Source organism: Rhodococcus sp. 05-340-2 (assembly GCF_002258915.1).
Taxonomy (GTDB): Bacteria; Actinomycetota; Actinomycetes; order Mycobacteriales; family Mycobacteriaceae; genus Rhodococcoides.
This window is the reverse complement of record NZ_NOYU01000026.1, coordinates 45,439-71,531: the sequence shown is the minus strand read 5'-3', so window position 1 is coordinate 71,531 and position 26,093 is coordinate 45,439. Positions and strand designations below refer to the sequence as shown.

The 26,093-nt window shown below is 63.1% G+C and carries 24 protein-coding genes; 14 read left to right on the top strand and 10 right to left on the bottom strand.

The window, feature by feature from the left end; genetic code table 11:
• Positions 1-72: 72 nt before the first annotated feature.
• Genes CH271_RS14430 through CH271_RS14415 form a run of 4 tightly spaced genes read left to right on the top strand, consistent with a single transcriptional unit; the run spans position 73 to position 4,548 of the window.
• Positions 73-1,206 carry a VOC family protein gene (locus CH271_RS14430; protein WP_094634036.1) on the top strand — a complete coding sequence of 378 codons (1,134 nt, stop codon included), beginning with the start codon at positions 73-75 and terminating at the stop codon, positions 1,204-1,206.
• On the top strand, positions 1,203-2,138 hold the full coding sequence (locus CH271_RS14425) for a fumarylacetoacetate hydrolase family protein (protein WP_094634035.1): 936 nt from the start codon (positions 1,203-1,205) through the stop codon (positions 2,136-2,138). Before CH271_RS14430 ends, CH271_RS14425 begins: the two co-directional genes overlap by 4 nt.
• The gene (mhpA, locus tag CH271_RS14420; protein ID WP_094634034.1) at positions 2,135-3,736 is read left to right on the top strand and encodes a bifunctional 3-(3-hydroxy-phenyl)propionate/3-hydroxycinnamic acid hydroxylase MhpA; all 1,602 of its coding nucleotides are present in this window, start codon (positions 2,135-2,137) and stop codon (positions 3,734-3,736) included. The genes CH271_RS14425 and mhpA overlap by 4 nt, the downstream gene beginning before the upstream one ends.
• Positions 3,733-4,548: an SDR family oxidoreductase gene (locus CH271_RS14415; RefSeq protein WP_037187326.1), complete on the top strand. Its 816-nt coding sequence runs from the start codon at positions 3,733-3,735 to the stop codon at positions 4,546-4,548. Before mhpA ends, CH271_RS14415 begins: the two co-directional genes overlap by 4 nt.
• On the opposite strand, the gene CH271_RS14410 is transcribed toward CH271_RS14415, so the two are convergent.
• From CH271_RS14410 to CH271_RS14400, 3 genes are all read right to left on the bottom strand, one after another.
• Positions 4,545-5,645, bottom strand: a complete 1,101-nt coding sequence (locus tag CH271_RS14410; RefSeq protein WP_179274838.1) for an alpha/beta hydrolase family protein — start codon at positions 5,643-5,645, stop codon at positions 4,545-4,547. The two genes, CH271_RS14415 and CH271_RS14410, sit on opposite strands and share 4 nt — an antisense overlap.
• A gap of 53 nt (positions 5,646-5,698) precedes the next feature.
• On the bottom strand, positions 5,699-6,823 hold the full coding sequence (locus CH271_RS14405) for a HoxN/HupN/NixA family nickel/cobalt transporter (protein ID WP_094634032.1): 1,125 nt from the start codon (positions 6,821-6,823) through the stop codon (positions 5,699-5,701).
• A gap of 99 nt (positions 6,824-6,922) precedes the next feature.
• The gene (locus CH271_RS14400) at positions 6,923-7,525 is read right to left on the bottom strand and encodes an SACE_7040 family transcriptional regulator (RefSeq protein ID WP_094634031.1); all 603 of its coding nucleotides are present in this window, start codon (positions 7,523-7,525) and stop codon (positions 6,923-6,925) included.
• A gap of 114 nt (positions 7,526-7,639) precedes the next feature.
• Here CH271_RS14400 and CH271_RS14395 point away from each other — a divergent pair, with 114 nt between their 5' ends.
• From CH271_RS14395 to CH271_RS14370, 6 genes are all read left to right on the top strand, one after another.
• Positions 7,640-9,217 (top strand): carboxyl transferase domain-containing protein, encoded by a 1,578-nt coding sequence (locus CH271_RS14395; protein WP_094634030.1) that lies wholly within the window; start codon positions 7,640-7,642, stop codon positions 9,215-9,217.
• Positions 9,218-9,222: 5 nt separating this feature from the next.
• Positions 9,223-11,217 carry an acetyl/propionyl/methylcrotonyl-CoA carboxylase subunit alpha gene (locus CH271_RS14390; protein ID WP_094634111.1) on the top strand — a complete coding sequence of 665 codons (1,995 nt, stop codon included), beginning with the start codon at positions 9,223-9,225 and terminating at the stop codon, positions 11,215-11,217.
• On the top strand, positions 11,214-12,380 hold the full coding sequence (locus CH271_RS14385; RefSeq protein ID WP_094634029.1) for an acyl-CoA dehydrogenase family protein: 1,167 nt from the start codon (positions 11,214-11,216) through the stop codon (positions 12,378-12,380). The genes CH271_RS14390 and CH271_RS14385 overlap by 4 nt, the downstream gene beginning before the upstream one ends.
• Positions 12,377-12,862, top strand: a complete 486-nt coding sequence (locus tag CH271_RS14380) for a MaoC family dehydratase (RefSeq protein ID WP_037187309.1) — start codon at positions 12,377-12,379, stop codon at positions 12,860-12,862. Before CH271_RS14385 ends, CH271_RS14380 begins: the two co-directional genes overlap by 4 nt.
• Positions 12,859-13,671 carry an HpcH/HpaI aldolase/citrate lyase family protein gene (locus CH271_RS14375; RefSeq protein WP_094634028.1) on the top strand — a complete coding sequence of 271 codons (813 nt, stop codon included), beginning with the start codon at positions 12,859-12,861 and terminating at the stop codon, positions 13,669-13,671. The genes CH271_RS14380 and CH271_RS14375 overlap by 4 nt, the downstream gene beginning before the upstream one ends.
• Before the next feature lie 81 nt (positions 13,672-13,752).
• A complete protein-coding gene (locus CH271_RS14370; RefSeq protein ID WP_094634027.1) occupies positions 13,753-14,205 on the top strand; it encodes a MarR family winged helix-turn-helix transcriptional regulator in 453 nt (150 codons plus the stop codon).
• A 1-nt stretch (position 14,206) separates the two neighbouring features.
• Here CH271_RS14370 and bla read toward each other — a convergent pair whose 3' ends face one another.
• The 3 genes from bla to CH271_RS14355 all read right to left on the bottom strand — a co-directional run bounded on the left by bla (position 14,207) and on the right by CH271_RS14355 (position 17,562).
• A complete protein-coding gene (bla, locus tag CH271_RS14365) occupies positions 14,207-15,136 on the bottom strand; it encodes a class A beta-lactamase (protein WP_094634026.1) in 930 nt (309 codons plus the stop codon).
• A 97-nt stretch (positions 15,137-15,233) separates the two neighbouring features.
• On the bottom strand, positions 15,234-16,043 hold the full coding sequence (locus tag CH271_RS14360; RefSeq protein ID WP_252342000.1) for an enoyl-CoA hydratase-related protein: 810 nt from the start codon (positions 16,041-16,043) through the stop codon (positions 15,234-15,236).
• The gene (locus CH271_RS14355) at positions 16,027-17,562 is read right to left on the bottom strand and encodes an acetyl-CoA acetyltransferase (protein ID WP_252341999.1); all 1,536 of its coding nucleotides are present in this window, start codon (positions 17,560-17,562) and stop codon (positions 16,027-16,029) included. Before CH271_RS14355 ends, CH271_RS14360 begins: the two co-directional genes overlap by 17 nt.
• Before the next feature lie 61 nt (positions 17,563-17,623).
• Between CH271_RS14355 and CH271_RS14350 the strand changes: the two genes are divergently transcribed.
• Positions 17,624-18,229 carry a TetR/AcrR family transcriptional regulator gene (locus tag CH271_RS14350; RefSeq protein ID WP_252341998.1) on the top strand — a complete coding sequence of 202 codons (606 nt, stop codon included), beginning with the start codon at positions 17,624-17,626 and terminating at the stop codon, positions 18,227-18,229.
• 22 nt (positions 18,230-18,251) lie between these two features.
• Here CH271_RS14350 and CH271_RS14345 read toward each other — a convergent pair whose 3' ends face one another.
• Positions 18,252-19,073 carry an endonuclease/exonuclease/phosphatase family protein gene (locus CH271_RS14345; RefSeq protein WP_094634023.1) on the bottom strand — a complete coding sequence of 274 codons (822 nt, stop codon included), beginning with the start codon at positions 19,071-19,073 and terminating at the stop codon, positions 18,252-18,254.
• Positions 19,074-19,217: 144 nt separating this feature from the next.
• On the opposite strand from CH271_RS14345, the gene CH271_RS14340 reads away from it, so the two are divergent.
• Positions 19,218-19,856 carry a LysE family translocator gene (locus CH271_RS14340; RefSeq protein WP_094634022.1) on the top strand — a complete coding sequence of 213 codons (639 nt, stop codon included), beginning with the start codon at positions 19,218-19,220 and terminating at the stop codon, positions 19,854-19,856.
• Positions 19,857-19,907: 51 nt separating this feature from the next.
• On the top strand, positions 19,908-20,138 hold the full coding sequence (locus CH271_RS14335) for a hypothetical protein (RefSeq protein WP_094634021.1): 231 nt from the start codon (positions 19,908-19,910) through the stop codon (positions 20,136-20,138).
• 32 nt (positions 20,139-20,170) lie between these two features.
• On the opposite strand, the gene CH271_RS14330 is transcribed toward CH271_RS14335, so the two are convergent.
• Positions 20,171-20,851, bottom strand: coding sequence for a hypothetical protein (locus CH271_RS14330; protein ID WP_143546059.1), 681 nt, complete (start codon positions 20,849-20,851; stop codon positions 20,171-20,173).
• Between the two features lie 171 nt (positions 20,852-21,022).
• Entirely contained in the window at positions 21,023-22,642 is a 1,620-nt protein-coding gene (locus CH271_RS14325) for a BCCT family transporter (RefSeq protein WP_094634019.1), read from the bottom strand.
• 2,285 nt (positions 22,643-24,927) lie between these two features.
• Here CH271_RS14325 and CH271_RS14315 point away from each other — a divergent pair.
• On the top strand, positions 24,928-25,620 hold the full coding sequence (locus tag CH271_RS14315; protein WP_094634017.1) for a hypothetical protein: 693 nt from the start codon (positions 24,928-24,930) through the stop codon (positions 25,618-25,620).
• Positions 25,621-25,638: 18 nt separating this feature from the next.
• Here the strand turns inward: CH271_RS14315 and CH271_RS14310 are convergent, their stop codons facing one another.
• Positions 25,639-26,085 (bottom strand): DUF2569 domain-containing protein, encoded by a 447-nt coding sequence (locus CH271_RS14310; protein WP_141216552.1) that lies wholly within the window; start codon positions 26,083-26,085, stop codon positions 25,639-25,641.
• Positions 26,086-26,093: the final 8 nt, after the last annotated feature.

The following is a 26,093-nucleotide window of genomic DNA, read 5'->3' as shown; positions in this document are numbered from 1 at the left end:
CGAATTTGTCAATACTATTGACTGACGACGCACTCATAGGTGACGATATTGTCACCAACGAGGGAGGGCTTCATGGGACACGACGTCGACGGCCACAAGGACATGCACGTGGACCAAGGCGCACTCCCCGGCGAGCACCCCGGTCGCGCGAAAGATCCGATCATCAAGGTTCGAGACATCGCCTGGCTGGAGTTTCGCAAGCCGGATCTGATCAAGGCCGAGGCATTCGCCGTCGCCTTCGGTTTCACCGTCTCGCTTCGCACTCCGGAGGAGATCCATCTGCGCGGCACTCAGGTCGGCGCGCCGTGCGTGATCATCCGCCGCGGTAAGCGAACACGCTTCGTGGGCGCAGCCTTCGCCGCCGCAGACGATGCCGACCTCGTGACATTGGCCGAGGCCACCGGGCAGCGGGTCCAGCGCCTACCCGACACACTCGGCGGTGCCGCGGTCACTCTCACCGACCCGGGCGGGCAACCCGTCCAGGTGGTGTCCGGGTACACCGACCATCCCGAACTTCCCGGCCAGGAAGCGCACACCTACAACTTCGGTGAACCCCGCTACCGGCTCAACGCGACGCAACGGCCACCGCGTCAGCCCGCCCGAGTCCAGCGCCTGGGACACGTGGTGCTGCAACGCACCGGCTACCTCGAGAACCTGGACTGGTACCTGCATCACCTCGGCCTGATCGTCAGCGACTTCCTCTACTACGACGGTCAGCGTGATCGCGGTCCCGTGATGAGTTTCATCCGCTGCGATCGCGGCAACACTCCGTCCGATCATCACACTCTCGCAATGACTCTCGGTCCGTCCAACCGGTACGTGCACTCCGCCTACCAGGTGTCGGATCTCGATGCGATAGCCGCGGGCGGGGAGTACCTCACCCAACGCGGGTACCGGCATTCGTGGGGTATCGGCAGGCACATCCAGGGCAGCCAGATCTTCGACTACTGGCGTGATCCCGACGGTTTCCTGGTGGAACATTTCAGCGACGGCGACATGTTCGACAACTCCCTCGAACCCGGCTGGGCTCCGATGACCGCGTCCGGGCTGGCCCAGTGGGGGCCGCCCGCGTCGAAGGACTTCCTCGGAATCGCCCCCAGCATAGCGTCATTGCACGAACTGAAATCGATCTTCTCCTCACTGCGCAACGACAACGAGTTCGACACCGATCGCCTTCGCGGCCTGATGAAAGTGGCATCCTCATGAGCATCGCTGTACTCCGCACCGCCGACGCCTGGTGGGTCGAAACCCCCGCGGGCGCGTCACGCATCGACACCGCGGCGGTGAGCACCGCCGAGCTCCTCGCCGATCGGCCTGCCATCGAATCCGCGCGCAGCGCAACCGATGTCGTTGCAGTGGAGACACTGTCGTTGATCTCGCCGGTGACGGCTCCCTGCCGCGTCATGGCGAACATGACCAACTACGTCTCTCACGTCAAGGACTCGGGAATGAACCCCGAGACGGTTCCGCTGACGTTCTTTCGCAAGACCTCCGGTTCCATCAGCGGACCCACCGACGACGTCATCAAGCCGACGCACGTGAAGCTGCTCGACTACGAGATCGAGATCGGACTCGTGTTCGGCAAGACGCTCACCGTCGGAACCAAGGTCGACGCCTCCAACGTGGCCGAGTACGTCGCCGGCCTCGTGCTCACCAACGACGTCTCTGCCCGCGACGTCCAGTTGCCGAAGACTCAGTTCTACGAGGGCAAGTCGTATCCCACCTTCACTCCGGTCGGGCCGCGCCTGGTCCTTCTGGAGGCCGGTGAGTTCGACCGGTTCGGCGAACTCGCCCTGACCCTGCGGGTCAACGGCTCTGTGCGACAGGACAGTACGGTCGCCGACATGATCTACCGCCCGGTCGAGTCACTCAAGGCCCTGAGCAAGTTCCAGCGGATCGACGCAGGCGACCTGCTGCTCACCGGTACTCCCGGCGGCACCGCATTGAAGGCCCCCGCCAAGCCGATCGAGATGATCGGATCGCTGGTTCCGCCGTCGGTCAAGTGGAAGGTCTTCTTCAAGAAGCAGGCCAAGAATCCCGCGTTCCTGAAAGACGGTGACGTCCTCGAACTGACCTGCTCGACTCCCGACGGAGCCCTCGATCTGGGGGTCCAGCGCACCCGGGTCTCCTACCGATGACCGGTACCGAGTCCGACGGCACTCACTTTCCAGTGGTGATCGTCGGAGCCGGTCCGACGGGCATGACCGCTGCGTTGCTGCTGGGCCGGTACGGCGTGCCGTGCCTCGTGCTGGACAGGTGGGAGGACGTCTACCCGCAGCCGCGGGCAGTCCACCTCGACGACGAGGTGTACCGCATTCTCGGTGATCTGGGCCTGGCCGAGGACTTCGCGGCCATCTCCCGTCCCGGTCGCGGACTGAGGTTGTGCACCAGGGACATTCGAACCCTGGCCGAGTTCGAGCGCGATCCCGACGATCGACCGCACGGCTACCCGCAGGCCAACATGTTCGATCAACCCGAACTCGAGCGTCTGATGCGTTCTCACATCGCGCGTTACGACTCCGTGCAGATGCGTGGCGGATGCGAGATCACCGATGTGCAGAACCTGACGGATTCGGTCCGGGTCCGGTACGACTCGACCGAGGACGGGACGCCACATTGGGTGACCGCCGACTACGTCCTCGGTTGCGACGGGGCCAACAGTGTGGTGCGCAGGTCCATCGGTTCGAAAATGGAGGATCTCGGTTTCGAGCAGCGATGGTTGGTCGTGGATATCGAGACCGACGTCGATCTCGGGCAGTGGGATGGCGTGCACCAGGTGTGCGATTCCGAGCGATCGGCGACGTACATGCGCATCGGCCCCACCCGCTACCGCTGGGAGTTCCGGATGCTCGACGGCGAGACCCTCGACGAGTTCACCGATCTCTCGGCCATCCACCCTTTCATCGCACCGTGGTTCGTTTCCGGCGAGATCCCGGACATGAAGCTGATTCGCAGCGCGGAGTACACCTTTCGTGCACAGGTGGTGGACCGGTGGCGTGATCGCCGGGTCTTCCTGCTCGGCGATTCCGCGCATCTGACGCCGCCCTTCATCGGGCAGGGCATGGGCGCAGGGCTCCGAGATGCGCGCAATCTGATCTGGAAGATCGTCGGCGTGCTCGACGGGCATCTGAAGGAGACCTCGCTCGAGAGCTACGAGACAGAACGAAAGACGCACGCCAAGCAGATGATCGAATTGGCGGTCGCGATCGGATGGGCCATGACCGGCGGCAGCCGGCTCACCGGCATCATGCGCACGAACATCGCACCCGCCCTCGGCTACCTACCGTTCGTCGGCGAGAAGGTCACCGCCAGCACCACCCCGTCACTCGCTCGATCGCAGTACGTGCTGCGTTCGCCCGTCCCGGTTCGCACACTGGCCGGAAAGCTGTGCCCCAACAGTCCGTTGGACAGCGGGGCTCGTCTGGACGACCTCGCGCCGGGCCGGTTCCTGTTCGTCTCGTCGACACCCCTGGCCATCGGGCACCGTCGAGAGATCGAACGCCGCGGAGCCGTCGTCGTCGAGGTGGCGGCGTCGTCGGAGCTGGGGGTCTGGCTGCGCCGCGGACACGCTGTTGCCGCCATCGTGCGACCGGACCGCACGGTCATGGCGTCGGGCACCTCGGTGCCCTCCCTGCACACCAAAGTACCGACCACAGCTTTTCGCAGGACAGAATGCCCGGCACCCGTAGTGACGAAGCCGGCACCTACCCGCACCGTGAACAAGAGGCGTAGATGAACACTGCAATAGTCACCGGAGCGACGTCGGGAATCGGCGAGGCCGTCGCCGAGGTTCTGATCGCTCGCGGCTATCACGTCATCGGAACGAGCCGCGACAGCTCGTCGGTGGCCGACCCGATACCCGGTGTCGAATACCGCGACCTGGACCTGACGGACCCATCATCGATCCGCGGGTTCGTGGACGGCATCGCCGAGACCTCGGTCGATGTGCTGATCAACAACGCAGGCGAAAGCCAGTGCGGCCCACTCGAAGAGCTGCCCATCGAGGCGATCACCCGGCTCTTCCAGCTCAACGTCTTCGGAGCGATCGAGTTGACCCAGGCCGTGCTGCCGGGCATGCGAGATCGTGGCAGCGGAAAGATCGTCAACATCGGGTCGATGCTCGCGAGCTTTCCGCTGGCCTACCGTTCGTCGTATGCCGCCACCAAGGCTGCGATCAAGGGGTTTTCCACCGCCGCGCGCTACGAGCTCAAGCCCTACGGAATCGACATCACCACAGTCGAACCCGGCTCCATCGCCACCGGGCTCTCGGCCCGTCGGACCAAGTACTGCGGCCCGCATTCACCGTACCTCCGCGACTTCACCACGGTGATCTCGCAGCTCGACGCCAAAGAGGCCGAAGGCATCACGGCCGAGACCGTGGCCCTCACGGTTCTCAGAGCCGTCGAGGACAAGAAGACGCTGCCCATCTACGCGGTCGGCAGCAATGCCCCTGCGGTGTTCTTCGCCCAGCGATTGCTGCCGCGCACGGTACTCGAACTGTTCACGGCCCGCGCCTACGGACTGCCCAGCAAACGACCGGTGAACTAGCGAAACAGGTTCGCGACGAACGGAATCGAATCGGCCTGCGACTGGACGAAGGCCCCACTGTGGTCGGTGTTGTAGGCCCTGAACGTCACCGGCTGACCGTTGGCCGTCAGACGGGCGACGTAGGCGGCGGTGGTTGGGAACGGAACGTCGATGTCCTGCACGCCGTTGCCCATGAAGAAGGGCTTGTCGAAACCTGTTTCGGGCATCGCCATGTAGTCGTCGAGAACGGCGGTGAAATTCGGCAGGCCGGTCAGTGGCGCGGTGAAGAAGTCGCCGATCGTCACACCGTCGAGTTGTGCCTCGAAGTCCGATACGCAGCTCGTCTCGGCCAGGTCTGCGTACTTCTTCCCGAGCGGGGTCAGGATGTCGTCCAGCCCGAGCTCGGGATGCGCGTAACGCAGCGACGCACCGATGTACGCGACATAGGCGGTCAGGCCCGACGGTAGTTCCACCGGCGGAACGCCCGGTCCACCGATCGAGACCAACTTCTCGATGTACGCGGGAGTTCCGGTACCCACCGCCCCGCGGTAGTCGAGATCGGGGCCGCCGAATTCGGTTGCGTAACGGGCGGTGTAGATCGCTGCGCCACCGCCCTGGGATTGGCCGACGGCCACCCAGGATCGCGAGAGGTCCTCGCTGTGGTTGCGGCCCGCCTTGACCATGTCCACCACGTTGTGGGCCGTGGTTCGACCGTCGAGATACGCCGGTAATCCGGGCGTTCCGAGGCCGGCATAGTCGCTGGCGACGATGGCATAGCCCTGCGCGAGCCAGTTCGCCAGGTACGGCAGATCTCGCTCGGCGTAGGACGGACCGATCAGCGACGGCGCGCATGCGTCGCCGAGCCCGGATGTGCCGTGAGCCCACGAGATCACCGGCCAACCACCCTCCGGCGCAGTTCCCGGCGGTAGGAAGACGGTGCCGGTGCTCAGAGCCTTCTCACCGAAGGTGTCGGTGGTGACGTAGGTCAGCACCTCGGCCGAGGCAGCGCCGGGAATCCAGAGGTCTCGGTCCAGATCGCGAGTCGAGACGACGTCACCGATCTCCTGAGTGATAGCCGGTGCAGCGGAAGCGGGTACGGCCAGCAGCGCCGTCACCATGCTCGACGCGAGCGCCGCGGCAACCGAGAGGGCACCGATCCGACGACGAGAGGTCACTGGTTCTCCATTCCATTCGAGTGTGCGAAGCCACTGCGTTCGTCGATGCGCGCCACCTTGTAATACACGACCGCTCCGATCCACACGAGGAAGAACGTACCGACGACGAGCTGGCCGGCCAGATTGAGATCGATGACGGCCAACGCGTCCCACAACCCGCCGGTCAGCTCGAACTGTTCGGCAAGCAGGGTCAACAGCTGCACCGTGCCGATCACCAGTGCCACGAAGACGGACAGTCCCGTCATCGTCATGTTGTAGTAGATCTTGCGCACCGGCGTCACGAATGCCCAGCCGTACGCCTTGGACATGAAGATGCCGTCGATGGTGTCCATGGTGGTCATGCCCGCGGCGAACAGAACCGGCAGCGCGATGATCGCCATCGGCGGAAGTCCGCCTGCCATGGCCGTCGTGCCTGCGACCGCAAGCAGACCGACCTGAGTGGCGGTATCGAACCCAAGCCCGAACAGCAGACCCAGCGGGTACATCTGCCACGAATGGTTGATCAGCTTGTCGTAGCGACCTCGGAACAGTCGATTCATCAGCCCACGCTTGGCCAGCAACTCGTCGAGGCCGGCTTCGGTGAACTCACCTCGTTTCGCGCGGCGCCAGACTCCGACGATTCCCGCGAGCACTGCGATGTTCAACGCCGCGATGAGATAGAGGAACGTTCCGGACACCAACGTGCCGATGATGCCGCCGACTCCGGCGAACGCGTCCTGGAACGCCGTCGCCTGCGACGCCACGAACGCGATGGCGGCGACGAAGACGAACACGACCGTCGAATGACCGAGTGAGAAGAAGAGCCCGACGGCCAACGGCCGCTTGCCCTTCTGCAGCAGAAAGCGGGTGGTGTCGTCGATGGCGGCGATGTGATCGGCGTCGAACGCGTGCCTGAGCCCGAGGGTGTACGCCAACACGCCTGCTCCGGCGTAGACCAGCGTGCCGTCGGCTCCGGTGAGGTTGTGGATGCTCGGAATGGAGTTGTAATGGGTGAACAGACCCCACCCGACCACGTGCAGAGCGGCGACGAAGCCGGCCATCGCCAGCAGTCGAGGAACCTCGTCGAGAGTGAATCGACTCTGCCGTCGGCCGAGCTCGACACGCGAGAGTTGGGTCGTCATGGAGACATTGTGGCCGATGACGACGAATTACTCTTCGCCACAGCGCGCAGGTGATCTGAGCGCCCACTATTTGTGTCCGCAGGCGGGGTCACTGCCCCACTACGAGGACACCCCCAAGGCCCCCAGCGTCATTGCCCGCAACACGGGACGAGCATTCTTCGACGGAGTACGCCCCGCGCTGTTGGGCGTGGAGTTGATGAGACCGAACACCGCGTGTGCCGTGGTTCGAGCGTCGGCCTCGTTCAGTTCCGGGCCGAAAGCGCAGAGCACCCCGACCCACAGTTCCACGTACTCGCGCTGCATTCGGCGCACCTTGCGTCGAGCACCCTCGGGAAGGCTCTGCAGGTCGCGATCCTGGATCTTGATGAATGCCGGTGTGTCGAAGGCAAAATCGAGATGGAACTCGACCAACGCAGACAACGTATCCACGGCCGCCCCGCCACGATCGACCACCGCACGGCCACCGTCGAGCAGATACTCCGAGATTCCGACCATCAGCTCGACGAGCACTGCCTCCTTGTTCGGGAAGTGTCGGTAGACGGCCGGTCCGCTGACGCCGACTGCCGCGCCCAGGTCCTCGAGTCGCACCGAGGTGAAGCCGCGCTCGGCGAACAGTGATGCGGCAGCATCGAGCAACTGCTGTCGACGCTCGGCCTTGCGCTGCTCGCGCACCGTCGTCGGCCTTGCCTCCAACTCCTGCACTGGCTCCCCCTCGACCCTGGACTCTCAGTTAATCGTAGTTTACTATGATGTCAGTTATCAACCATTAACTGAACTCCTGTGACACCGGCGTCCAACCCCTAAGGCGTGCACCTCATGGCAATCGATATTGCTGCCAACCGGGCAGATCACGAGCGTCTCACCGGCGAGCTGGCCGAACGGCTCGCCGCGGCGGCGCTCGGCGGTAGCGAAAAATCCCGGGAACGCCACATCGCGCGAGGCAAACTCCTCCCCCGCGACCGCGTCGACGAGCTACTCGATCCCGGCAGCCCGTTCTTGGAGATCGCACCACTGGCCGCGAACGGTCTCTACGACGACGAGTGCCCCGGCGCAGGAGTGATCGCCGGCATCGGGCGCGTCTCCGGGCGCGAATGCGTCATCGTCGCCAACGACGCCACCGTCAAGGGCGGCACGTACTACCCGATGACGGTGAAGAAGCACCTGCGCGCGCAGGAGATCGCACTGCAGAACACCCTGCCGTGCATCTACCTCGTCGACTCGGGCGGCGCGTTCCTCCCGCGTCAGGACGAGGTGTTTCCCGACCGCGACCACTTCGGCCGCATCTTCTTCAATCAGGCGACCATGAGCGCCAAGGGAATTGCGCAGATTGCCGCCGTCATGGGCTCGTGCACCGCCGGCGGTGCCTACGTACCGGCGATGAGCGACGAGGCGATCATCGTCAAGAACCAGGGCACCATCTTCCTCGGCGGCCCGCCACTGGTGAAGGCCGCGACCGGAGAGGTCGTCACCGCAGAAGAACTCGGCGGTGGTGATCTGCACTCCAAGATCTCCGGCGTGACCGATCATCTCGCCGAGGACGATCGAGACGCACTGCACCGCGTCCGTAGCATCGTTTCCACCCTCGGGCCCCGGACACCACGGCCATGGGACGTCGTCACGACGCGTGACCCCGTAGCCGACCAAACCGAGCTCTACGACGTCGTCCCCACCGACCCCCGCACTCCGTACGACGTGCGTGAGGTGATCGGCCGCGTCGTCGACGCGGGTGAATTCGACGAGTTCAAAGCCGAATACGGCAAGACGCTCGTCACCGGATTCGCCCACATCCACGGCCATCCCGTCGGAATCGTCGCCAACAACGGTGTGCTGTTCGCTGAATCTGCCATGAAGGGCGCGCATTTCATCGAACTGTGCGACAAGCGCAGCATCCCGCTCGTCTTCCTGCAGAACATCTCCGGGTTCATGGTCGGCCGCGATTACGAGGCAGGCGGCATCGCCAAACACGGCGCGAAGATGGTCACCGCGGTGGCATGTGCCCGTGTCCCCAAGATCACCGTCGTCATCGGCGGGTCCTACGGCGCAGGCAACTACTCGATGTGCGGCAGAGCGTATTCACCACGCTTCCTGTTCATGTGGCCCAACGCGCGAATCTCGGTGATGGGCGGCGAGCAGGCGGCCTCGGTGCTCGCGACGGTGCGCAGCGAACAACTCGACGCGGCAGGCAAGCCCTGGAGTGACGACGACCAGGAATCGTTCAAGGCTCCGATTCGCGACCAGTACGAAAGCCAGGGCAACCCATACTATTCGACGGCCCGCCTCTGGGACGACGGCATCATCGACCCGGCCGATACCAGGCAGGTTCTCGGACTTGCCCTCTCGGCGTGCGCCAATGCGCCGCTCGAGCCGGTCTCCTACGGCGTTTTCAGGATGTGAGAGGCATGACCACGATAGACACCATTCTGATCGCCAACCGAGGCGAGATCGCTGTGCGGGTGGCACGAACGCTGCGCCGCATGGGAATTCGCACCGTTGCCGTCTACAGTGACGCCGATGCCGACGCCCGCCACGTCCACGAGGCCGACACCGCGGTACGACTCGGCCCCGCCAACGCACGCGAGAGCTACCTCGACATCGCCAAGGTGATCGCGGCCGCGAAAGCCACCGGAGCACAGGGAATTCATCCCGGATACGGCTTCCTGTCCGAGAACTCCGAGTTCGCATCAGCCTGCGCCGAAGCCGGAATCGCCTTCCTCGGGCCACCGGCGAAGGCCATCGAAGTGATGGGCGACAAGATCGCCGCGAAGGCCGCCGTCAGCGCATTCGGTGTACCCGTCGTCCCCGGCATCTCTCGCCCCGGCCTCACCGACGCCGACCTCGTCGCCGGTGCGCCGGACGTCGGCTTCCCGGTGTTGGTCAAACCCTCCGCCGGTGGCGGCGGAAAAGGTATGCGTCTTGTCGAACGCGCCGAGGACGTCCCTGCAGCATTGACGAGCGCTCGCCGGGAGGCAGCCTCGTCGTTCGGCGACGACACCCTCTTCCTCGAGCGATTCGTGTTGCGGCCCCGGCACATCGAGGTCCAGATCCTCGCCGACGGACACGGCAATGTCATCCACCTCGGCGAACGCGAGTGCAGCCTGCAGCGCAGGCACCAGAAGGTCATCGAGGAGGCACCGTCGCCGTTGCTCGACGACGCAACCAGAGCACGCATCGGCGAGGCCGCCTGCAACACTGCCCGCAGTGTCGACTACTCCGGTGCCGGCACAGTCGAATTCATCGTCTCGGCCGAGCGTCCCGACGAGTTCTTCTTCATGGAGATGAACACTCGTCTCCAGGTCGAGCACCCGGTCACCGAGATGGTCACCGGCCTCGACCTCGTCGAGTGGCAGGTCCGGGTGGCATCGGGTGAGCCCCTCACTCTCGCGCAGAACGACATCACGCTCACCGGACATGCGATCGAAGCCCGCGTCTACGCCGAGGATCCCGGCCTCGGATTTCTCCCCACCGGCGGTGCCGTCGTCGGATTGCGCGAGCCATCTGCGCCGGGAATCCGCGTCGACTCCGGCCTTGCCGTCGGAACGGAGGTGGGCAGCAACTACGACCCCATGCTCTCGAAGGTCATCGCGCACGGACCCGATCGCGCGACCGCACTGCGCAGTCTCGATCGTGCACTGGCCGACACCGCCGTACTCGGTGTCGTCACGAACATCGAATTCGCACGGTTCCTGCTCGCCGACAACGATGTTCGTACCGGCAATCTCGACACCGGCCTACTCGACCGTCGCGTCGAGGATTTCGTGGCCGCCGAGGCGACCGACGAGGCGCTGATCGCCGCCACCGCAGTGCAGTGGCTCGACGCGTGGCAGGCCGCGGGACAGGACGTCTGGGCAGCACCATCGGGTTGGCGAGTCGGCGCGAAAGCTCCGTTCCATCGTCGCCTCGCGTCCGGCGGTCGGACGGCGCATGTGGCCATCACCGGTACAGCGAGCACGGCAACGGTCGTCGTCGACGAGGGATCGCCGCGCACCCTCCGGGCTACGGCCACCGAGGATTCCGTGGATCTGGTGATCGACGGTCTCCGAGAATCGATGACCTTCGCCCGAAACGGCTCGGCCACCTGGATTTCCAGTGCTCGCGGCACCTGGCGCATCGATCGGATTGCCGAGGCGAGCGTCCGCGAGGACGATGCCCATTCCGGTGACGCCGAGATCCTCTCGCCGATGCCGGGCTCGATCATCGCGATCGGAACCACCACCGGCAGCGCCGTCACCGCGGGCACGGCCATCGTCGTCGTCGAGGCGATGAAGATGGAACACACCCTGACCACCCCTATCGACGGCACAGTCGAACTGACTGTCGCAGTGGGGGATCAGGTCCGCGTCGATCAGATCCTCGCCCGAATCGTTCCCACACCCACCGAAGAGGACCAGCCATGACCGATCACCTGTCGTCGTCGAATCTGCCCGACGAATACCAGCAACTGGTCAAATCCGTTGCCGACTTCACCAGGACGGTCGTCGCACCGGTCTCGGCGAAACACGATGCCGAGCATTCCTTTCCGTACGAGGTAGTCGCAGGCATGGCCGAGATGGGCCTGTTCGGCCTGCCGTTTCCCGAGGAGTTCGGCGGCATGGGCGGCGACTACTTCGCGCTGTGCCTGGCGCTCGAGGAGCTCGGCAAGGTCGATCAGAGTGTTGCCATGACTCTCGAGGCCGGCGTCTCACTCGGTGCCATGCCGGTGTACCGCTTCGGCAACGACGCACAGAAGCAGCAGTGGCTGCCCAAACTCACCGCAGGCAAGGCCCTGGCCGCGTTCGGTCTGACCGAGCCCGGTGCCGGCAGCGACGCGGGCGGCACCAAGACCACCGCCAAGCGCGACGGTGGTGATTGGATCATCAACGGCAGCAAGCAGTTCATCACCAACTCCGGCACCGACATCACCGAGCTCGTCACCGTCACCGCGGTGACAGGGGTCGACGAAGCGACCGGGCGCAAGCAGATCTCGTCGATCCTCGTCCCCACCGACACCCCGGGATTCGTCGCAGAGGCTGCCTACAACAAGGTCGGCTGGAACGCGTCGGACACACACCCGCTCAGCTTCACCGATGTGCGCGTGCCGCAAGAGAATCTGCTCGGCGAGGAAGGCCGCGGGTATGCGAACTTCCTGCACATCCTCGACGAGGGCCGGATCACGATCGCGGCGGTGTCGGTCGGTGCGGCGCAGGGCTGCGTGGACGAGAGCGTGAAGTACGCCAAGGAGCGCGAGGCCTTCGGTGCTCCGATCGCCCGCAATCAGGCGATCTCGTTCAAGATCGCCCGCATGGAGGCCCGCGCACACACCGCTCGAACCGCGTACTACGACGCCGCGGCATTGATGCTGGCGGGCAAGCCGTTCAAGAAGGCCGCGTCGATCGCCAAGCTCGTCGCCTCCGAGGCCGCCATGGACAACGCGCGCGATGCCACCCAGATCCACGGCGGCTACGGTTTCATGAACGAGTACGTTGTCGCCCGTCACTACCGCGATAGCAAGATCCTCGAAATCGGTGAGGGTACAACCGAGGTTCAGCTGATGCTGATCGCCCGGAGCCTCGGACTGTGAGCGACAAGAGGATTCGCCAACGCGGCCTGTGGTTCGAGGAGATGGAACTCGGCACCGTCTACGAACACCGACCCGGCCGCACCATCACCGAGGCCGACAACACGCTGTTCACCACGCAGACGATGAACACCCAGGCCCTGCACCTCGACGCGGCCTACAGCGAGACAACACCTTTCGGGCAACGACTGGTGAACTCCATGTTCACCGTGTCCACGCTCGTCGGACTGTCGGTGACGCAGTTGACCCAGGGCACCATCGTGGCGAACCTGGGCTTCTCGGAGGTGTCGTTTCCCAAGCCGCTGTTCCACGGCGACACCCTCTACGCCGAGACCGTGATCTCGGACAAGCGCGAATCGAAGTCTCGCCCCGGCGAGGGCATCGTGACGTTCACGCACACCGGTCGAAATCAGCACGGGGACGTCGTCGCAATCGCCGTCCGCAAGACACTCGTCCGGATGCAACCACCGGAGGAGGCGTCGTGAACTGGGTTCCGCCGGGACCGGCGTGGCTGTTCTGCCCGGCAGACCGACCCGAGCGGTACGACAAGGCCGCAGCACGAGCGGATGTGGTCATTCTCGATCTCGAGGATGCCGTCGGCGCTGCCGACAAAGCGGGCGCTCGTGAGTCCGTGGCCGCCACTTCTCTGGACCCGGCGCGCACCATAGTCCGAGTCAACGCGCACGGCACCGACGATCAGTCCGCGGACCTCGCGGCATTGCAGCAGACCGAGTACACCACCGTGATGCTGCCCAAATGTGAATCGGCAGAACAGATCGCGGCTCTGGCTCCACTGAATGTCGTCGCGCTGATCGAGTCCCCGCTCGGCGCGATGACGGTATTCGACGCCCTCGCCGCCGACAACGCCATCGGTGCCATGTGGGGTGCCGAGGACCTGGTTGCCGCCATGGGTGGCAACTCGAGCAGGCTCTCCAACGGGCAGTATCGTGCTGTGGCGCAGCACGTTCGGTCGCAGACCTTGCTCGCAGCCAAGGCACGCGGGCTGTTCGCGTTGGATTCGGTGTTCCTCGACATCCCCGATCTCGACGGTGTCCGTGCGGAAGCCGACGATGCCGTGGCCGTCGGCTTCGATGGAAAGGTGGCCATTCACCCCAGCCACATCCCCGTCATTCGCGAGGCCTATGCGCCGACTGTCGAGGAAATCGACTGGGCCATGGCCGTGCTCGACGCCGTCTCACACAATCGCGGTGTCTTCGCCTTCCGTGGCCAGATGGTCGATGCCCCGGTGCTCGCGCATGCTCGACGCATCGTCGCGCGCAGTTCCCCCTCCTAGCCCCCAGTACTTGCACGCGCCGTTAATTGCCAGCGCGGTATGGTAGGTGGTCACGAGTACAGGTATCGAGAGGCACGACACATGAGCGCACACGACCCCGCCCTGACTGCCCTTGCGCAGAATTGGCTTGCGCTCGCGGTCCTGCACGGACGTATCGAAAGCCGCATCGAGCGCGCGCTGCAGACCAACCACAATCTCAGCGCGCGCGAGTACTGGCTGCTCGACGTCCTGGGCAGGCAGCACGACGGGGAGGGTGGGCATCTGCAGATGAAGCAGGTGGCCGACGCCGTCGTCCTGAGCCAGAGCGCGACGACTCGCCTGGTCACACGCCTCGAGGATCGTGGGCTGCTCACGCGGTACCTGTGCCCTACCGATCGCCGCGGCATCTACACCGACGTCAGCAAAGAAGGACTTGCACTCCTCGAGGCAGCTCGACCGACCAACGATGCGGCGCTACGCGAGGCCCTCGACGAGGCGTCGACCGAGTCGGATCTGATCCCACTGGTCGACGCCGTCCGCCGCGCCGAAAGCTGATTCACTCCACCTGTTCCACGGCTGCTCTGGTCGCGTCGGCTACCAACGAGTTCATCGCCGGCGAGTCTTCCACCCCCGACGTCGTCGCGCTGAGCACGACCAGCAGGATCCTCTGCCCGTCCGGACCGAGGAGCAGCCCCGCATCGTTCGAGACGCCGTAGCTGCCCGTGCCGGTCTTGTCTGCCGAGGTCCACTGTTCGGGGATTCCGGCGCGGAACCGGCCGTCGGAAGTCTGGGTGTCGGTCATCCACGCCAGCAGTCGATCGCGGGAGGCCGGAGTGAGTACGTCGCCGTCGAGCAGGGTTCGGTAGCCGGCGGCCATCGAGTTCGGTGTCGTGGTGTCGCGTGGATCGCCAGGTATGGCGGTGTTCAGTTCCGGCTCGGTGCGATCGAGCCGGAACTCGGTGTCGCCCAGCGAGCGCGCGAACTCTGTGAGTGCCGCAGTTCCACCGGCCTCGCGGATCAGAAGGTTGCCGGAGGTGTTGTCACTCTTGGTCAATGCGGCCGCTGCCAGATCTGCAATCGTGACAACGGATCCTGGTTCCCAGTCGACAGCAGACTCGGGCACCTTGTCCTCGGCGGTGATCGTTCTGGTGTCGGTCAGCTGCAGTGCGCCAGCATCCACGGCGGCGAGTACGGCACCGACGGCATACACCTTGAACGTCGAGCAGAACGCGAAACGTTCGTCGCCGCGATGACTTTCGGTGGAACCGGAGCCGAGATCGACGGCACTGACACCGAGACGCGCGGTGTCCCTGGCCTCGAGATCGACATAATTCTGTTCGGCCGAGGCTTGTTCGGTGGTGGACTGGGCGGCGCTCGCGGCTGTCTGCGGCGGTTCGGTGGTGGTCGTCGAAGAACAGGCAACGCCTGCGGTCAACGTCGCCGCTGCAATCGCGATGAGCAGGCGGGTGGATGTCGAGGTACGCATGGGATCATGCGATCACAGAAACCCCGGTAGCTGGCTCACCGCCCCTCGGACATCCATTCCGTTCTCGGCGTCATAGGTGGTCGCGGGCATCGTCCACTCACCGCGCGGTCCATGTCGGAGTGCGTTTCTGCAGGAATGCGGTGATTCCTTCGACGACGTCCTGCGTGGTGGCGAGTCGATCCAACTCCTGACGGTTCTGTTGCCATGAATCTTCCTCGTGCGCGATGGTGCCGTCGGAGATACGTCGAGCGAGACGCTTGGATGCGCGCACGGCGAGCGGCGCACCCTCCGCACACAGGCGAGCGAGACCGAGTGCGGTATCGAGGACGTCGTCGGGTGCGGCAACCCTGTTGACCAACCCCCATCGGGCGGCCTCCTGCGCGGAGATCGGCTGTCCGGTCAAGATCATTTCCAGCGCAACGTGTTCCGGTACCGCAGACATCAGTCGAAAGGCACCACCTGCACCGGCGACGAGTCCACGGCGAATCTCGGGTAGGCCGAATATGGCCGTGTCCGAGGCGACGACCATGTCCGAGGCCAGAGCGATCTCGGTTCCGCCTCCCATCGCAGACCCGTTCACCGCCGAGATGACGGGAACCGAAATCGGATGTTGGACAATCCCGGCGAATCCCCAATGCTCGGTCTCGGGCGGGGTCACCGCGCCGGGGCCTCCGGTGCCGAGGGCTTTCAGATCGGCACCCCCGCAGAAGGTCGACGATCCCGCACCGGTCAACACGATGGCACGGATGTCACGGTCCGCCTCGGCCGACTCCCAGGCTTGCCCGAGGAGCGTGTGCACGCGTGCATCGATGCTGTTGGCAGCCTTCGGTCGGTTGATCGTGACGACGAGAACATGACCTTTTCGCCTCGTCAGTACAACAGGTTCGATGCTATCGGCGTCGGACACGAATGTTCCCCTCGTTCGACTCGACACTGACTGTTGCTCCGATGATTTCGCGTGCAGGTTCGCTCCGATAGAGGGACAACGCATGCGCACTGGCCGTATCGCCAGGCACCGTCTGTGCGGCAACGCGTCGTCCGCGTTCGTCCCTCCCGACGAGGAATGCCTGGTTCGGTTCCTGCTGCCGTGAATGCTCGACGGAGACAGTCTCCACCACGAGATCCCCGTCCTCGACAGGTGCGCGAGGCGGCGGATTCGGCGTCAGCACTGTGGGTTCGGGATTTCCGATGTAGCCGAGCGGATGCTGGTCGGCGCCCAACAGCACGGAGTGGTGGTAGGTCAGATAGCCACCGTTCGCGTGCACCAGCGCACAACTCTTCCCGCCCCGAATCTCCCGAACGGATGCGGTGATCGAATGCAACGAATGACTGCTGAGAGGCCCACCGAAGGACGAATGGCCACCGGTCACTGTGGGAATCAACGACTTCGGCGTTCCGAGGTGACATGTGGCAAGGGTCGGCACGATCGGGAAGCAGCTGTAGACGTCCAACACGTCCAGTTGCTCGACCCCGATCTCCGCTCGGTACAACGCGCGATCCATCGCGTCTTCCATCGCTGGGGACCGGCCGAAACTGCTGCGGTCGAGAATGTCGACCGTGTCCTCGGCACCGGCACCGCCCCAGACGTACACGATGTCACCCTTGGGCACACCGCGTTCGAGAGCTTCGGCCAAGCTCGTCACCACGATGCACGCCGCCTGGTCGACGAACGGCATGGCGTTCATCGACAGCGGATACGGCTCGCACACGATGCGGTTTCTCGGCGACGGCGTTCCGATGTCTACAGCCGTCCGCGCTGTGCCGTTCCAGGAGTACGGATTCTTCTCGGACACAACGGAGAAGGTCGCATACAGCTCGCTGCACTCGGCCTGCCGCGTTGCCGGATCCATGCCGGCCTCGAAGCGAAAGCGGCTCTCGAACAACGGATAGATCCGAACCGGTGAGATCAGACCGGCTTCTTGCATTGCAGCGCTGCCGAGTTGATCGAGATCGAAGGTGGGCGGACCGCCCGGATCCGTGCTCCACCCTCCGTCCTCGACGGGGTCTCGTCCGGCCTTGACCAGCGCGCTCATCGAGGCCTGGGCTTCACCGCCCGCGATCACCGCAACCGTCGACTCTCCGGAGGCGATGCGCGCGGCCGCGCGATCGAGGAGTCGGGCAGGCCATTGCCCACCGATCGGAGCGTCGAACAGATCTGCCGGTGTGGCACCGAATCTACGTCCCAGCGCAGCGGCGGGACTGGCGTAGGCCCAGCTGGCGACATGACAGAACGCGATGCTGTCCGCGCGGCGAATCCATGGGTCCGACGTCAGCGAGTCCTGAAGTGCCGCAGTCGCAGCGAGTGCGATCAGATCCATGGGTTCGACGCTCATGGGTTCGCCGCGGCCGCTTGCTTCACCGATTGCCACGATCACCGGAATGCGTGTCGGATCCACCGTCGACGCCTCGTGCCGTACAGAACTCATGAAAGCAAACCTATTACAGACAGAGATTGTCCGCAATGCCACCGGGTGCGACAATCCGGGGGTGACCGACGAAGCCAAGAGCCGACGAGGACGTCCTCGCGATCCGCATCTGGAAGACCGCGTCTACGACGCGGTGCTCGAGGTGTACTGGGAAAAAGGGTGGTCCGGCTTCACACTCGACGCCGTTGCCCGCCGCGCCTCGGTCGGTAGGGCCGCGCTCTATCGTCGCTGGGAATCGAAGGGGGCCTTGGTCGTCGATGCGCTGGAAGCCAGGAGTCCACTCGCGTCGCCGATCGACTTCGGCACGCTGCGGGCGGATCTCGTCGAACTCGCAGTGCAGCTTCTGCAGGGTTACCGAGGGACAGCAGGTCTGGTCAGTCTGAGGGTCGCCCTCGATGCGCGGGTGCACCCCGATCTTCTCGGACACATGATCGACACTCTCAACCGGAGCCGACTGGTCGCAGCGCGCCTCATCGTTCATCGAGCTCAGACTCGAGGTGAGTTGCCGGAGTCCGCCGATACCACCCGAATCCTCGAACTGGTGACCGGAGCGGTGTTCAGCCACGTCATCTTCTCGCATCGCACCGATGCCGATCGAGCCGAGACCGACCGCGTCTACGCCGAAAATCTGGTCGACGCGGTCCTCGGCGGGGTCGGCACGACATGACACGAACGGCCGATTCCGCCGATCACCGGTGGCTCGATGTCGTTGCGCACCGAATACTCACCGAGATCGCTCGGTGATCGGACACTTCCGGCATGGCGATGACCTCGAAGCTTCGTACGGCAGTCGGTGAAGACACCAGCAGATAGCTGGCGCTCCGAATGTCTTTCGTATAGCTCGATGTTCGTGTATCGGCATCTCCGACGAGGTCGGTCATTCCGTGGTCGGCAAGCACAGCGAATGTCTTGCTCGTCGGCAGGAGATTCAGGTCGCCACAGAGCACAACGACGTCGGCCGACGGACGAACATGCTCGACGATCTCCGCCAACTTCCTTGCTTGCTCCAGCCGAATGGGACTGTCGCCCTTCCCTGCTGGATCGCGCAGACCATGACATTGGATGACGGAGACGAAGATACCTGCGAGGCGATCCCGAACGGTGACCGTCAGCGCCGCTCGTGGACGATCGTCCACGCTCCACTCGGCGTGATCGACGAACCGGGAATGGACGAACCGCGCGTCGAGTCCTACGACGGGAACGTCGTCACGAACCCAGGTCGCGATCCCGAAGTCCTGCCTCAGTTCGACGCCGTCACTGTCGGTGACAGGGCCGGCGTCGTTGGCTACGAAATACGGCGTGTATCCGGGCAGTGCGGCCGACACGTCGTCGAACAGGTTGAGCCGCTGCGGCAGAGTGCGCTCACCGTCGGCAAAAGTCGCCCAACCTGACCGATGTGGCGTGCGCGTGACTTCCTGAAGACACAGGACGTCGGCGTCGACGGTTCTGAGCCATCCGATGAGCTCGTCGTACATGGCACCGCCCCATGCATTGATCGATACGATCTTCACGGGGTGATGATCGCAGACGAAGTCGAGACGGAGCAGTCCATTTTGGGGCTGCCATGACTCGATTGTTTCACCGAGCGGCGACCGCACTGCAGTTCGCAGAGGTGACCAGAAAGGACATTCCATGACGAAAGGCCACGAGCACCCGTGACCGTTCAATGGCCCGTGTTCCTGTCTCTCGTGCTCGCCAGCTACGTCTCCCCCGGACCCGACACCGTGATGATCCTGCGGTCGAGTGTCGGGGGACGGCTCGTTGCGATGGCAGCGGCAGCCGGCGCGTTGAGTGGACTCACCGTGCACCTTCTCATCAGTGCAATCGGTTTGTCGGCGTTGATCGTCGCCGTCCCCGGTAGTCTCACCGTTCTCGCGCTGATCGGTGCCGCGTACCTCGCTTATCTCGGTGTTCGAGCGCTGACAGAGAGTCGGCGAATGAGAGTGCGCGACTCGAGCTCACTCGATACCGAGAACTCGCCCGTGTCGATCACACGCGCCTTCCGCACGACGTTGGCCACCAATCTGACGAACCCGAAGGTGATCCTGTTCTTCGTTGCTGTCCTACCCCAGTTCGTCGACCGGTCGTCTTCGTGGCCGATCGCAATGCAACTCGGCATCCTCGGCACTCTCGACGTCCTCGTCGGAATCCTCTATCTACCTGTTTTGGTCTTGTTCGGTGTCAGGGCATTTCGGAACCTCGGGACACGAGGATTGGCCAACCTCGAACTCGGGGTAGGCGTCGTCCTGCTGATATTTGCCGCGGCACTCATCGCCGAAGCGTCTGTGGGATAGCCGAAGACAATTCTTGTAGCGCCACCGGCCGACGCATGAGACCGTGAAGGGATGGAACCCATGCGACCGGTCGACTACGTGGAGCAGTCGACTTCGGGATCCGAAAAGCGCAAGCAGCGTTGGTGGCGAGTGTTTTTCGGATGCCTGGTGATCTATCAGTTGATTGCCTTCGTCGTGTACGACGTCGGGTTCTGGTGGGTGGCTCTGACGAGTATTGCCCTGTGCGGATTGTACGAACTGCTGTGGGCCGTGCTCAACCGCTCCAACTCCCGCAGGAGGTAGCCGTTGAGCACGGCCGATCGAATTGCAGGAAGTCAGCGCTTGGATCGCTCGCCGATCACGGACGCGGCTGCCCCGACGACGAAGACGAGCGCCGTCAGCAGGATGTTCGACCACAAGCTGAAGCGGCTGTCGAATGTAAGCGTTTGTGGCACAAGATTCTCCACGTTGTAGAGGTTCGACGCCAGACTCGCCGCGACGGCCGCGACTCCTACTGCGACCACTACTCGCGACCGCAGAGCAACGCCCCAGACCAACACCGCTACCGACATGGTCAACAGCGGAAGAAGTCCACGAATCGTCAAGTTGCCCATGTAGAACAGCAGTCCGCCCTGCACGACAACGACCGTGGCAATACACAATCCAACACTGACCGCGAGCCAGACACGAACGCGCAGTTCGGTGCCCGATCTACGTTCACTCCACGTGCAGTAGAGAGCGACTGCCCCGATGCACACCGGCAGTGCAATCAGCCAATAGAGACCCGCTGCCGGTGATGCGAGATACGCAGATCCGCCGAACCACATCGGACTCGATACCGACTCCCCGGAACCGAACGGCTGCCGAACGTAGAACGGCAGCGCGCCGATGAACGTCACCGCGATGATCAACAGCGGGACGGATAACCGCGCGGGCACGGCATGCGGTCGAGGATCGGCCCCGACCCCGCCCAGCCGACCGCGTTCGCTCGAGATTCTGTCCGGTCGATCGCTCACGCGCCCTCCCTCCAAGGTTTCAGCAAACCCTACGCCCGGTTTGTTTCGATTGTCCAAGTATCTGCCGAGTCGGCCGCACACACCGCGCACAACGACAGAGCCCCGAACCGCATCGCTGCAGTTCGGGGCTCGTCGTCTCTACGCCGAAGGGATTGAGATCTCGAGCGGCCCCTAAGCCAACTTGTCTTTCTTGCGGTGAGGTGGCGGGTTCAGAACCATCGGATCGTTACTGAGATCCCGGTACAACGAGACACACAATCCGATCATGACGACCACGAAGGGTGCCGCTGCAATGATGGTCATCGTTTGGAGGCCGTTGAGCGCGTCGGAGCCGCCGGTCCACAGGATGATCGCCGCTGTTGCGCCGGTCAACGTGCCCCAGAACACCACGACCCACTTGCTCGGCTCGAGCGTTCCGCGCTGCGACAGCGATCCCATCACCATCGACGCGGCGTCGGCACCGGAGACGAAGAAGATACCGACGAGCACCATGACGAGAACGGTCGAAATGCCGAACAGGGGCAGGTTTTCGAGCATTCCGAACAGCTGCGACTCGGTGCTGTCGCGGGTCGCGAGGTCGATGCCGTCCTGCTGTTCACCGATACCGGCACCGCCGAAGATCGCGAACCACACCAGTGACACAGCACTCGGGATCAGGATGACACCGACGATGAATTCACGAATGGTGCGGCCACGGCTGATGCGCGCCAGGAACATTCCGACGAACGGGGTCCACGAGATCCACCACGCCCAGTAGAAGATGGTCCACGACGAGAGCCACGAAGCCGTCTCGGGATCCGAGTTCGCCGCCGACCGGGCGGACATGTCGAACAGTTGAGACGCGTAGTCGCCGATACTCGTCGGAATGATGTTGAGGATGAACACAGTCGGGCCGACGACGAACACGAAGATGGCAAGGACCAACGCAAGCACCATGTTGGTGTTGGAAAGCCACTGAATGCCCTTGGAGACGCCGGACACCGCCGATGCCACGAACGCCAGCGTCAACAACGCGACGATGGCGACGAGCAACAGTGTGCCGCTCTCACCGATCCAGCCGACCACCTCGAATCCGGAACCGATTTGCAGCGCACCGAGTCCCAGCGATGCTGCAGTACCGAACAGCGTCGCGAAGATGGCCAGGATGTCGATGATCTTGCCGATCGGGCCTTCGGCGCGGCGACCTATCAAAGGAATGAACGCAGAGCTGATGAGTTGCTTGCGACCGCGGCGATACGTGCCGTACGCGATGGTCAGGCCCATCACCGCGTAAATGGACCACGGATGCAAGCTCCAATGGAACATGGTAGTGGCCATGGCAGTTCCGACGCCACCGCCCGTTCCCGGAGGCGGTGTGACGAAGTGAGTCAGTGGCTCGGAGACGCCGTAGAACATCAGGCCGATGCCCATGCCTGCACTGAACATCATCGCGATCCAGCTGACGGTCTTGAATTCGGGCTTCTCGCCGTCTGCACCCAGCGGGATACGTCCGAACTTGGACACCGCCAGATAAAGCGAGAAGATCACGAACCCGGTGGCGGCGAGGATGAAGAGCCAGCCGAGGTTGGTCACGAGCCAGTTCAGTGTCGAGGACGAGACGGACTCGAGATTGTCCGGCACCACCAGGCCCCACACGATGATGGCAACCACAACGACGGCTGCGACACCGAAGACCACTCTGTCGAGTCGAGGCGGGCGGATGGCGGAGGTCGACGTCCCGTTCTGCCCGGCGTCGACCTCGTGACGGTCAGGGTCGGAAGAGCCGACCGGGATGTGAGTTCGGGAAGTCATAGATGCCCAGGTAACGCCGTATTTCGACTGTTGGCAACTCGGAACACCGAGTCGTACCTGGAATGTGCCGCGACAACGCCGACGAAAAAGCCCCGAACCGCATCGCTGCAGTTCGGGGCTTCTCCTTCTGTGCGCCCGAAGGGATTCGAACCCCTAACCTCTTGGTAGTAGCTCACACGGATTTGCGGACCGATATGGATCCACATACACCATCCGGCCAGCTGTTTTCGCAATTCAAGTATCCACCGAAGTTCTGATGGAACCACCCGAACCGAGATCAAAGTGTTGAGTAAGTGTTGAGCGAGTTCCAGGGTCGAGCGTCCTGCGAAGTCTCACTCAGTCCATCAACGTCTGCCCGTTTAACGGGCCCGGTGCCACCTGGGCAGGGCAGGTCCAACTGGTCGGTGCGTCAACGAGCACGGAGGTCCGACGACGCAGCATGTGACTGCGCATATCGGCACCGATCTCGCCGTGCGAACACGATGGCCTCGGGCGCGCCCGACGTAAACGGCAGTTACCGCACCGTCAAGGTTCCTTGACGGATGTGTATGCACCTCGGGTCGTGACCACCAAACCTCGACCCGACTGAGCCGCTTCGCCGGGCCGCTACGCCGGTGTACTTACACCTCAAAACTGCCGCTGGGAGGGCAGGTCTCGAACCGTTCTAATAATGACGGAGACTGTCACCACCTCACGAAGGAAATGAGGGATCAGAGACTCCGATAGCCTGTCGAGCCCTCGTCACGCGTTAGTTTTTCTCTTACGTTCCTTTGGTGTCGTCTATCCTTGCGTCAGAACTCCCGCCGGTCCCACCAGCAGTAGTCGTTGAGATTTTCGTCTTTCTCGTATCGGACACCAATCTCCGTCAGCCACGTAATGACTCGCTCGCAAGTCGCCTGCAGAACTGTCGTGAGAAACTCTACGGATGCTGGTTCATTGGCAGCAGGCACACTGGCGAACAGTTCGAATATGTCCGGCCAAAACTGACCGATGTATTCGTCCCACCCGGTCGGCAGTGGGCTCGGGGGGAAGTGGCTCTCGGTCCCCTGCCGTGTATTCTGCCGCCAGATAGCCAAGAGCTTTCACCATCTCTTTCGCTGCACCCAGCGCTTGCATCGCGGCTCGCCTGGGGTTGTCGTCAATGTGGGCAGCGCTCTCGTTCAATGCGCGTCGAAAATGCTCTACATCGTCACTTGCGGTGGACTCATGGGTCGGAGTCATGGTCACGCGACGGTTGGCTGCCAACTCACAGCGAAATTCATCGATTGCTTCACCAACGTAGTGACGCCATGCTCGAACGGTTGGCGAACCCGTCAAGCTATCAACGTAGTCGCTTGAGTCCGTGCTGCTCAGATGCATCAAGATGTGCTGTGGCTCATGTGCCGCAAGGTGTTCCAAGATTTGCGTTTGGTCGTCGACTTCGGCCTGGGATTCGGGAGATTCGTTCAGAAAACGTTCCCAGTCGATCACAACGTCCCACGTGTCGTCACTAGCCAGCACGGTCTTGGCTTGAGCTATATTCGCCCCCCTCGTTGTGGTTTAACCCGAACCTCCTTTTCCGTACAAATCCGGTTGGAGGTTGGCGAGGGTGGCAGCCATCGACGCCGTGATTCGGATTCGAACGACCACGTCGTCCGGGAGGTACTCATCGAAGACAGCCAGCACCATTTGACGACGACGGCTGAGAAGTCCGCGCGGAACGATGCCAGGTAGCAGTGATGGCCCACCTCGCCACTCAAACTCGTCCTGAATCACGGTGCGTATACCGTCATAGACCACTGCCTTGTTGGACGTACGCCCACCCGCGGCGGTCTCACGTTCCAACGGCTTCTTCCGATCCCGTTTCCTGGACATGTAGTGATCATGCCGACAGACACCGACACATAGCGCTGCACATGCCGGCGAACCGCACGGAAGTTACGGTGGGCACAACGCGATTCCCCATCGCTCGCTACGCGCGCCGGCGCAGGCTTGGCCTGATTGGCGGATGAGCCGGAAGCAGCTTTTGGAGGTGGTAACGGCGATTTACTGCACTGCCCGCCGTTATGTGGTCTGATGCAGTCGTGCTCCGGAAAGCCATTTACTCGCTCGGCCTGGCTCAACATCCACCGCTTGGACGTGTAGTTTCCAGAGTGGAGCGAGGTTGCACTTTGATCAACTGGTCTATGCGCGGGCCTACGGCCCCCGACTTTCCAGACAGCGATAGCTCTCTTGCCCGTGATGACGCTCCGGCTCTTCCCGAAATACCTCCCCGAGGCGTGGTAGGCGCGGCGGTCGGACCGATCATGTGGGCCACCGACCAACTTTCGGCATTGCATATTTTGACCGACCAAGTCGCCCACACAATGCCGTTCAACCACCATGCGGCGAGTTTTATGTCGTTGTGCCGGACAGCATTCGAGTGCTCTTCGCAGGCAATCTGGGTAATGTCCTCCCCAGATCGCGAGATTAGACGACGGCGCGCAGCCGGGATGTCGCTCGCAAACGTTGGCGACGCCAAGCGATACCTTGACGGTGAGATCTCACTGGCACTGGGTCGAGGGGAACCCGGCCCGACATTGGAGCGCGACGAAGTCCAAGGATGGATTGCCGAGTTGAACCGACTCGGCCCGCAATCGGCAAAACCCACCGCGAGGGTTATCGCAGCCGGACGATGGATCCAGGACAACTCTCCTCCACACCTGGCGGCAGAAATTGGCTCCAGACCGATTGGACTACTTGTCGAGCAGCAGTACAACGTATGTTCGAGCTTCAGCCACGGAGAAACCTGGCCGGCTACCCTTGTCGGAGGTGACATCTCATCGATGTTTTCGATGATGGCAGACGCTATCGCGGTAGCTGTCTACGTCACCGAATGCGCAGTTGCGTTGATCGAAGCGCACGCCACCACCACCGGATCGACACGGGCGATTCACTATCCAGACCGTTTGAGTTCGACCATTAGGGCTTGGCAGCCAATTTACAGCTGGACAGACTAACGAACTGACCGAACGGAGCTACACCGAATCAGTTGGACTCGGCCGTATCAGCCTAGCCCGGGAAGCATTGCTGCCTGGGTTGTCGAACAAATAGTTCGCAATTATGTACGCGATGCCGAGCACCTCGACGACCGTTGCGCTGATCCAGGCAATCATCACTGAGTCTGCAATATCCCCCTTGTTCCAGATCATGAAGATCGTGAACAGGACAAAGTTTCCGAACAGGCTTCCGACTACGGTTAATCCGGCCCACTTGAAAAAACGCTTGCGCAGCCTGTTCTGTTGCCGGGCCTTCTTCTGTTCAGCCCGGTTCATTTTCGCCAGGTGGTTCCGACCCTCTTCTGCGGTCCCCATGAAAGTTGGATGCTGACTTTGGAGGTCACTCAACTTGGCGTTGTCGAAGAACTCGTCCAAGTCCTCAGGGTCCGGATTCGCTTCAAGCCATGCATCGAAGTCATCATCCATAGGGCCGT

Bases quoted from the DNA above. Each gene is read 5' to 3' on its own strand.
- CH271_RS14430 (WP_094634036.1), top strand. From the start codon at position 73: ATGGGACACGACGTCGACGGCCACAAGGACATGCACGTGGACCAAGGC.
- CH271_RS14425 (WP_094634035.1), top strand. From the start codon at position 1,203: ATGAGCATCGCTGTACTCCGCACCGCCGACGCCTGGTGGGTCGAAACC.
- mhpA (WP_094634034.1), top strand. From the start codon at position 2,135: ATGACCGGTACCGAGTCCGACGGCACTCACTTTCCAGTGGTGATCGTC.
- CH271_RS14415 (WP_037187326.1), top strand. From the start codon at position 3,733: ATGAACACTGCAATAGTCACCGGAGCGACGTCGGGAATCGGCGAGGCC.
- CH271_RS14410 (WP_179274838.1), bottom strand. From the start codon at position 5,645: ATGGTGACGGCGCTGCTGGCCGTACCCGCTTCCGCTGCACCGGCTATC.
- CH271_RS14405 (WP_094634032.1), bottom strand. From the start codon at position 6,823: ATGACGACCCAACTCTCGCGTGTCGAGCTCGGCCGACGGCAGAGTCGA.
- CH271_RS14395 (WP_094634030.1), top strand. From the start codon at position 7,640: ATGGCAATCGATATTGCTGCCAACCGGGCAGATCACGAGCGTCTCACC.
- CH271_RS14390 (WP_094634111.1), top strand. From the start codon at position 9,223: ATGACCACGATAGACACCATTCTGATCGCCAACCGAGGCGAGATCGCT.
- CH271_RS14385 (WP_094634029.1), top strand. From the start codon at position 11,214: ATGACCGATCACCTGTCGTCGTCGAATCTGCCCGACGAATACCAGCAA.
- CH271_RS14370 (WP_094634027.1), top strand. From the start codon at position 13,753: ATGAGCGCACACGACCCCGCCCTGACTGCCCTTGCGCAGAATTGGCTT.
- bla (WP_094634026.1), bottom strand. From the start codon at position 15,136: ATGCGTACCTCGACATCCACCCGCCTGCTCATCGCGATTGCAGCGGCG.
- CH271_RS14355 (WP_252341999.1), bottom strand. From the start codon at position 17,562: ATGAGTTCTGTACGGCACGAGGCGTCGACGGTGGATCCGACACGCATT.
- CH271_RS14335 (WP_094634021.1), top strand. From the start codon at position 19,908: ATGGAACCCATGCGACCGGTCGACTACGTGGAGCAGTCGACTTCGGGA.
- CH271_RS14325 (WP_094634019.1), bottom strand. From the start codon at position 22,642: ATGACTTCCCGAACTCACATCCCGGTCGGCTCTTCCGACCCTGACCGT.
- CH271_RS14315 (WP_094634017.1), top strand. From the start codon at position 24,928: ATGTGGGCCACCGACCAACTTTCGGCATTGCATATTTTGACCGACCAA.
- CH271_RS14310 (WP_141216552.1), bottom strand. From the start codon at position 26,085: ATGGATGATGACTTCGATGCATGGCTTGAAGCGAATCCGGACCCTGAG.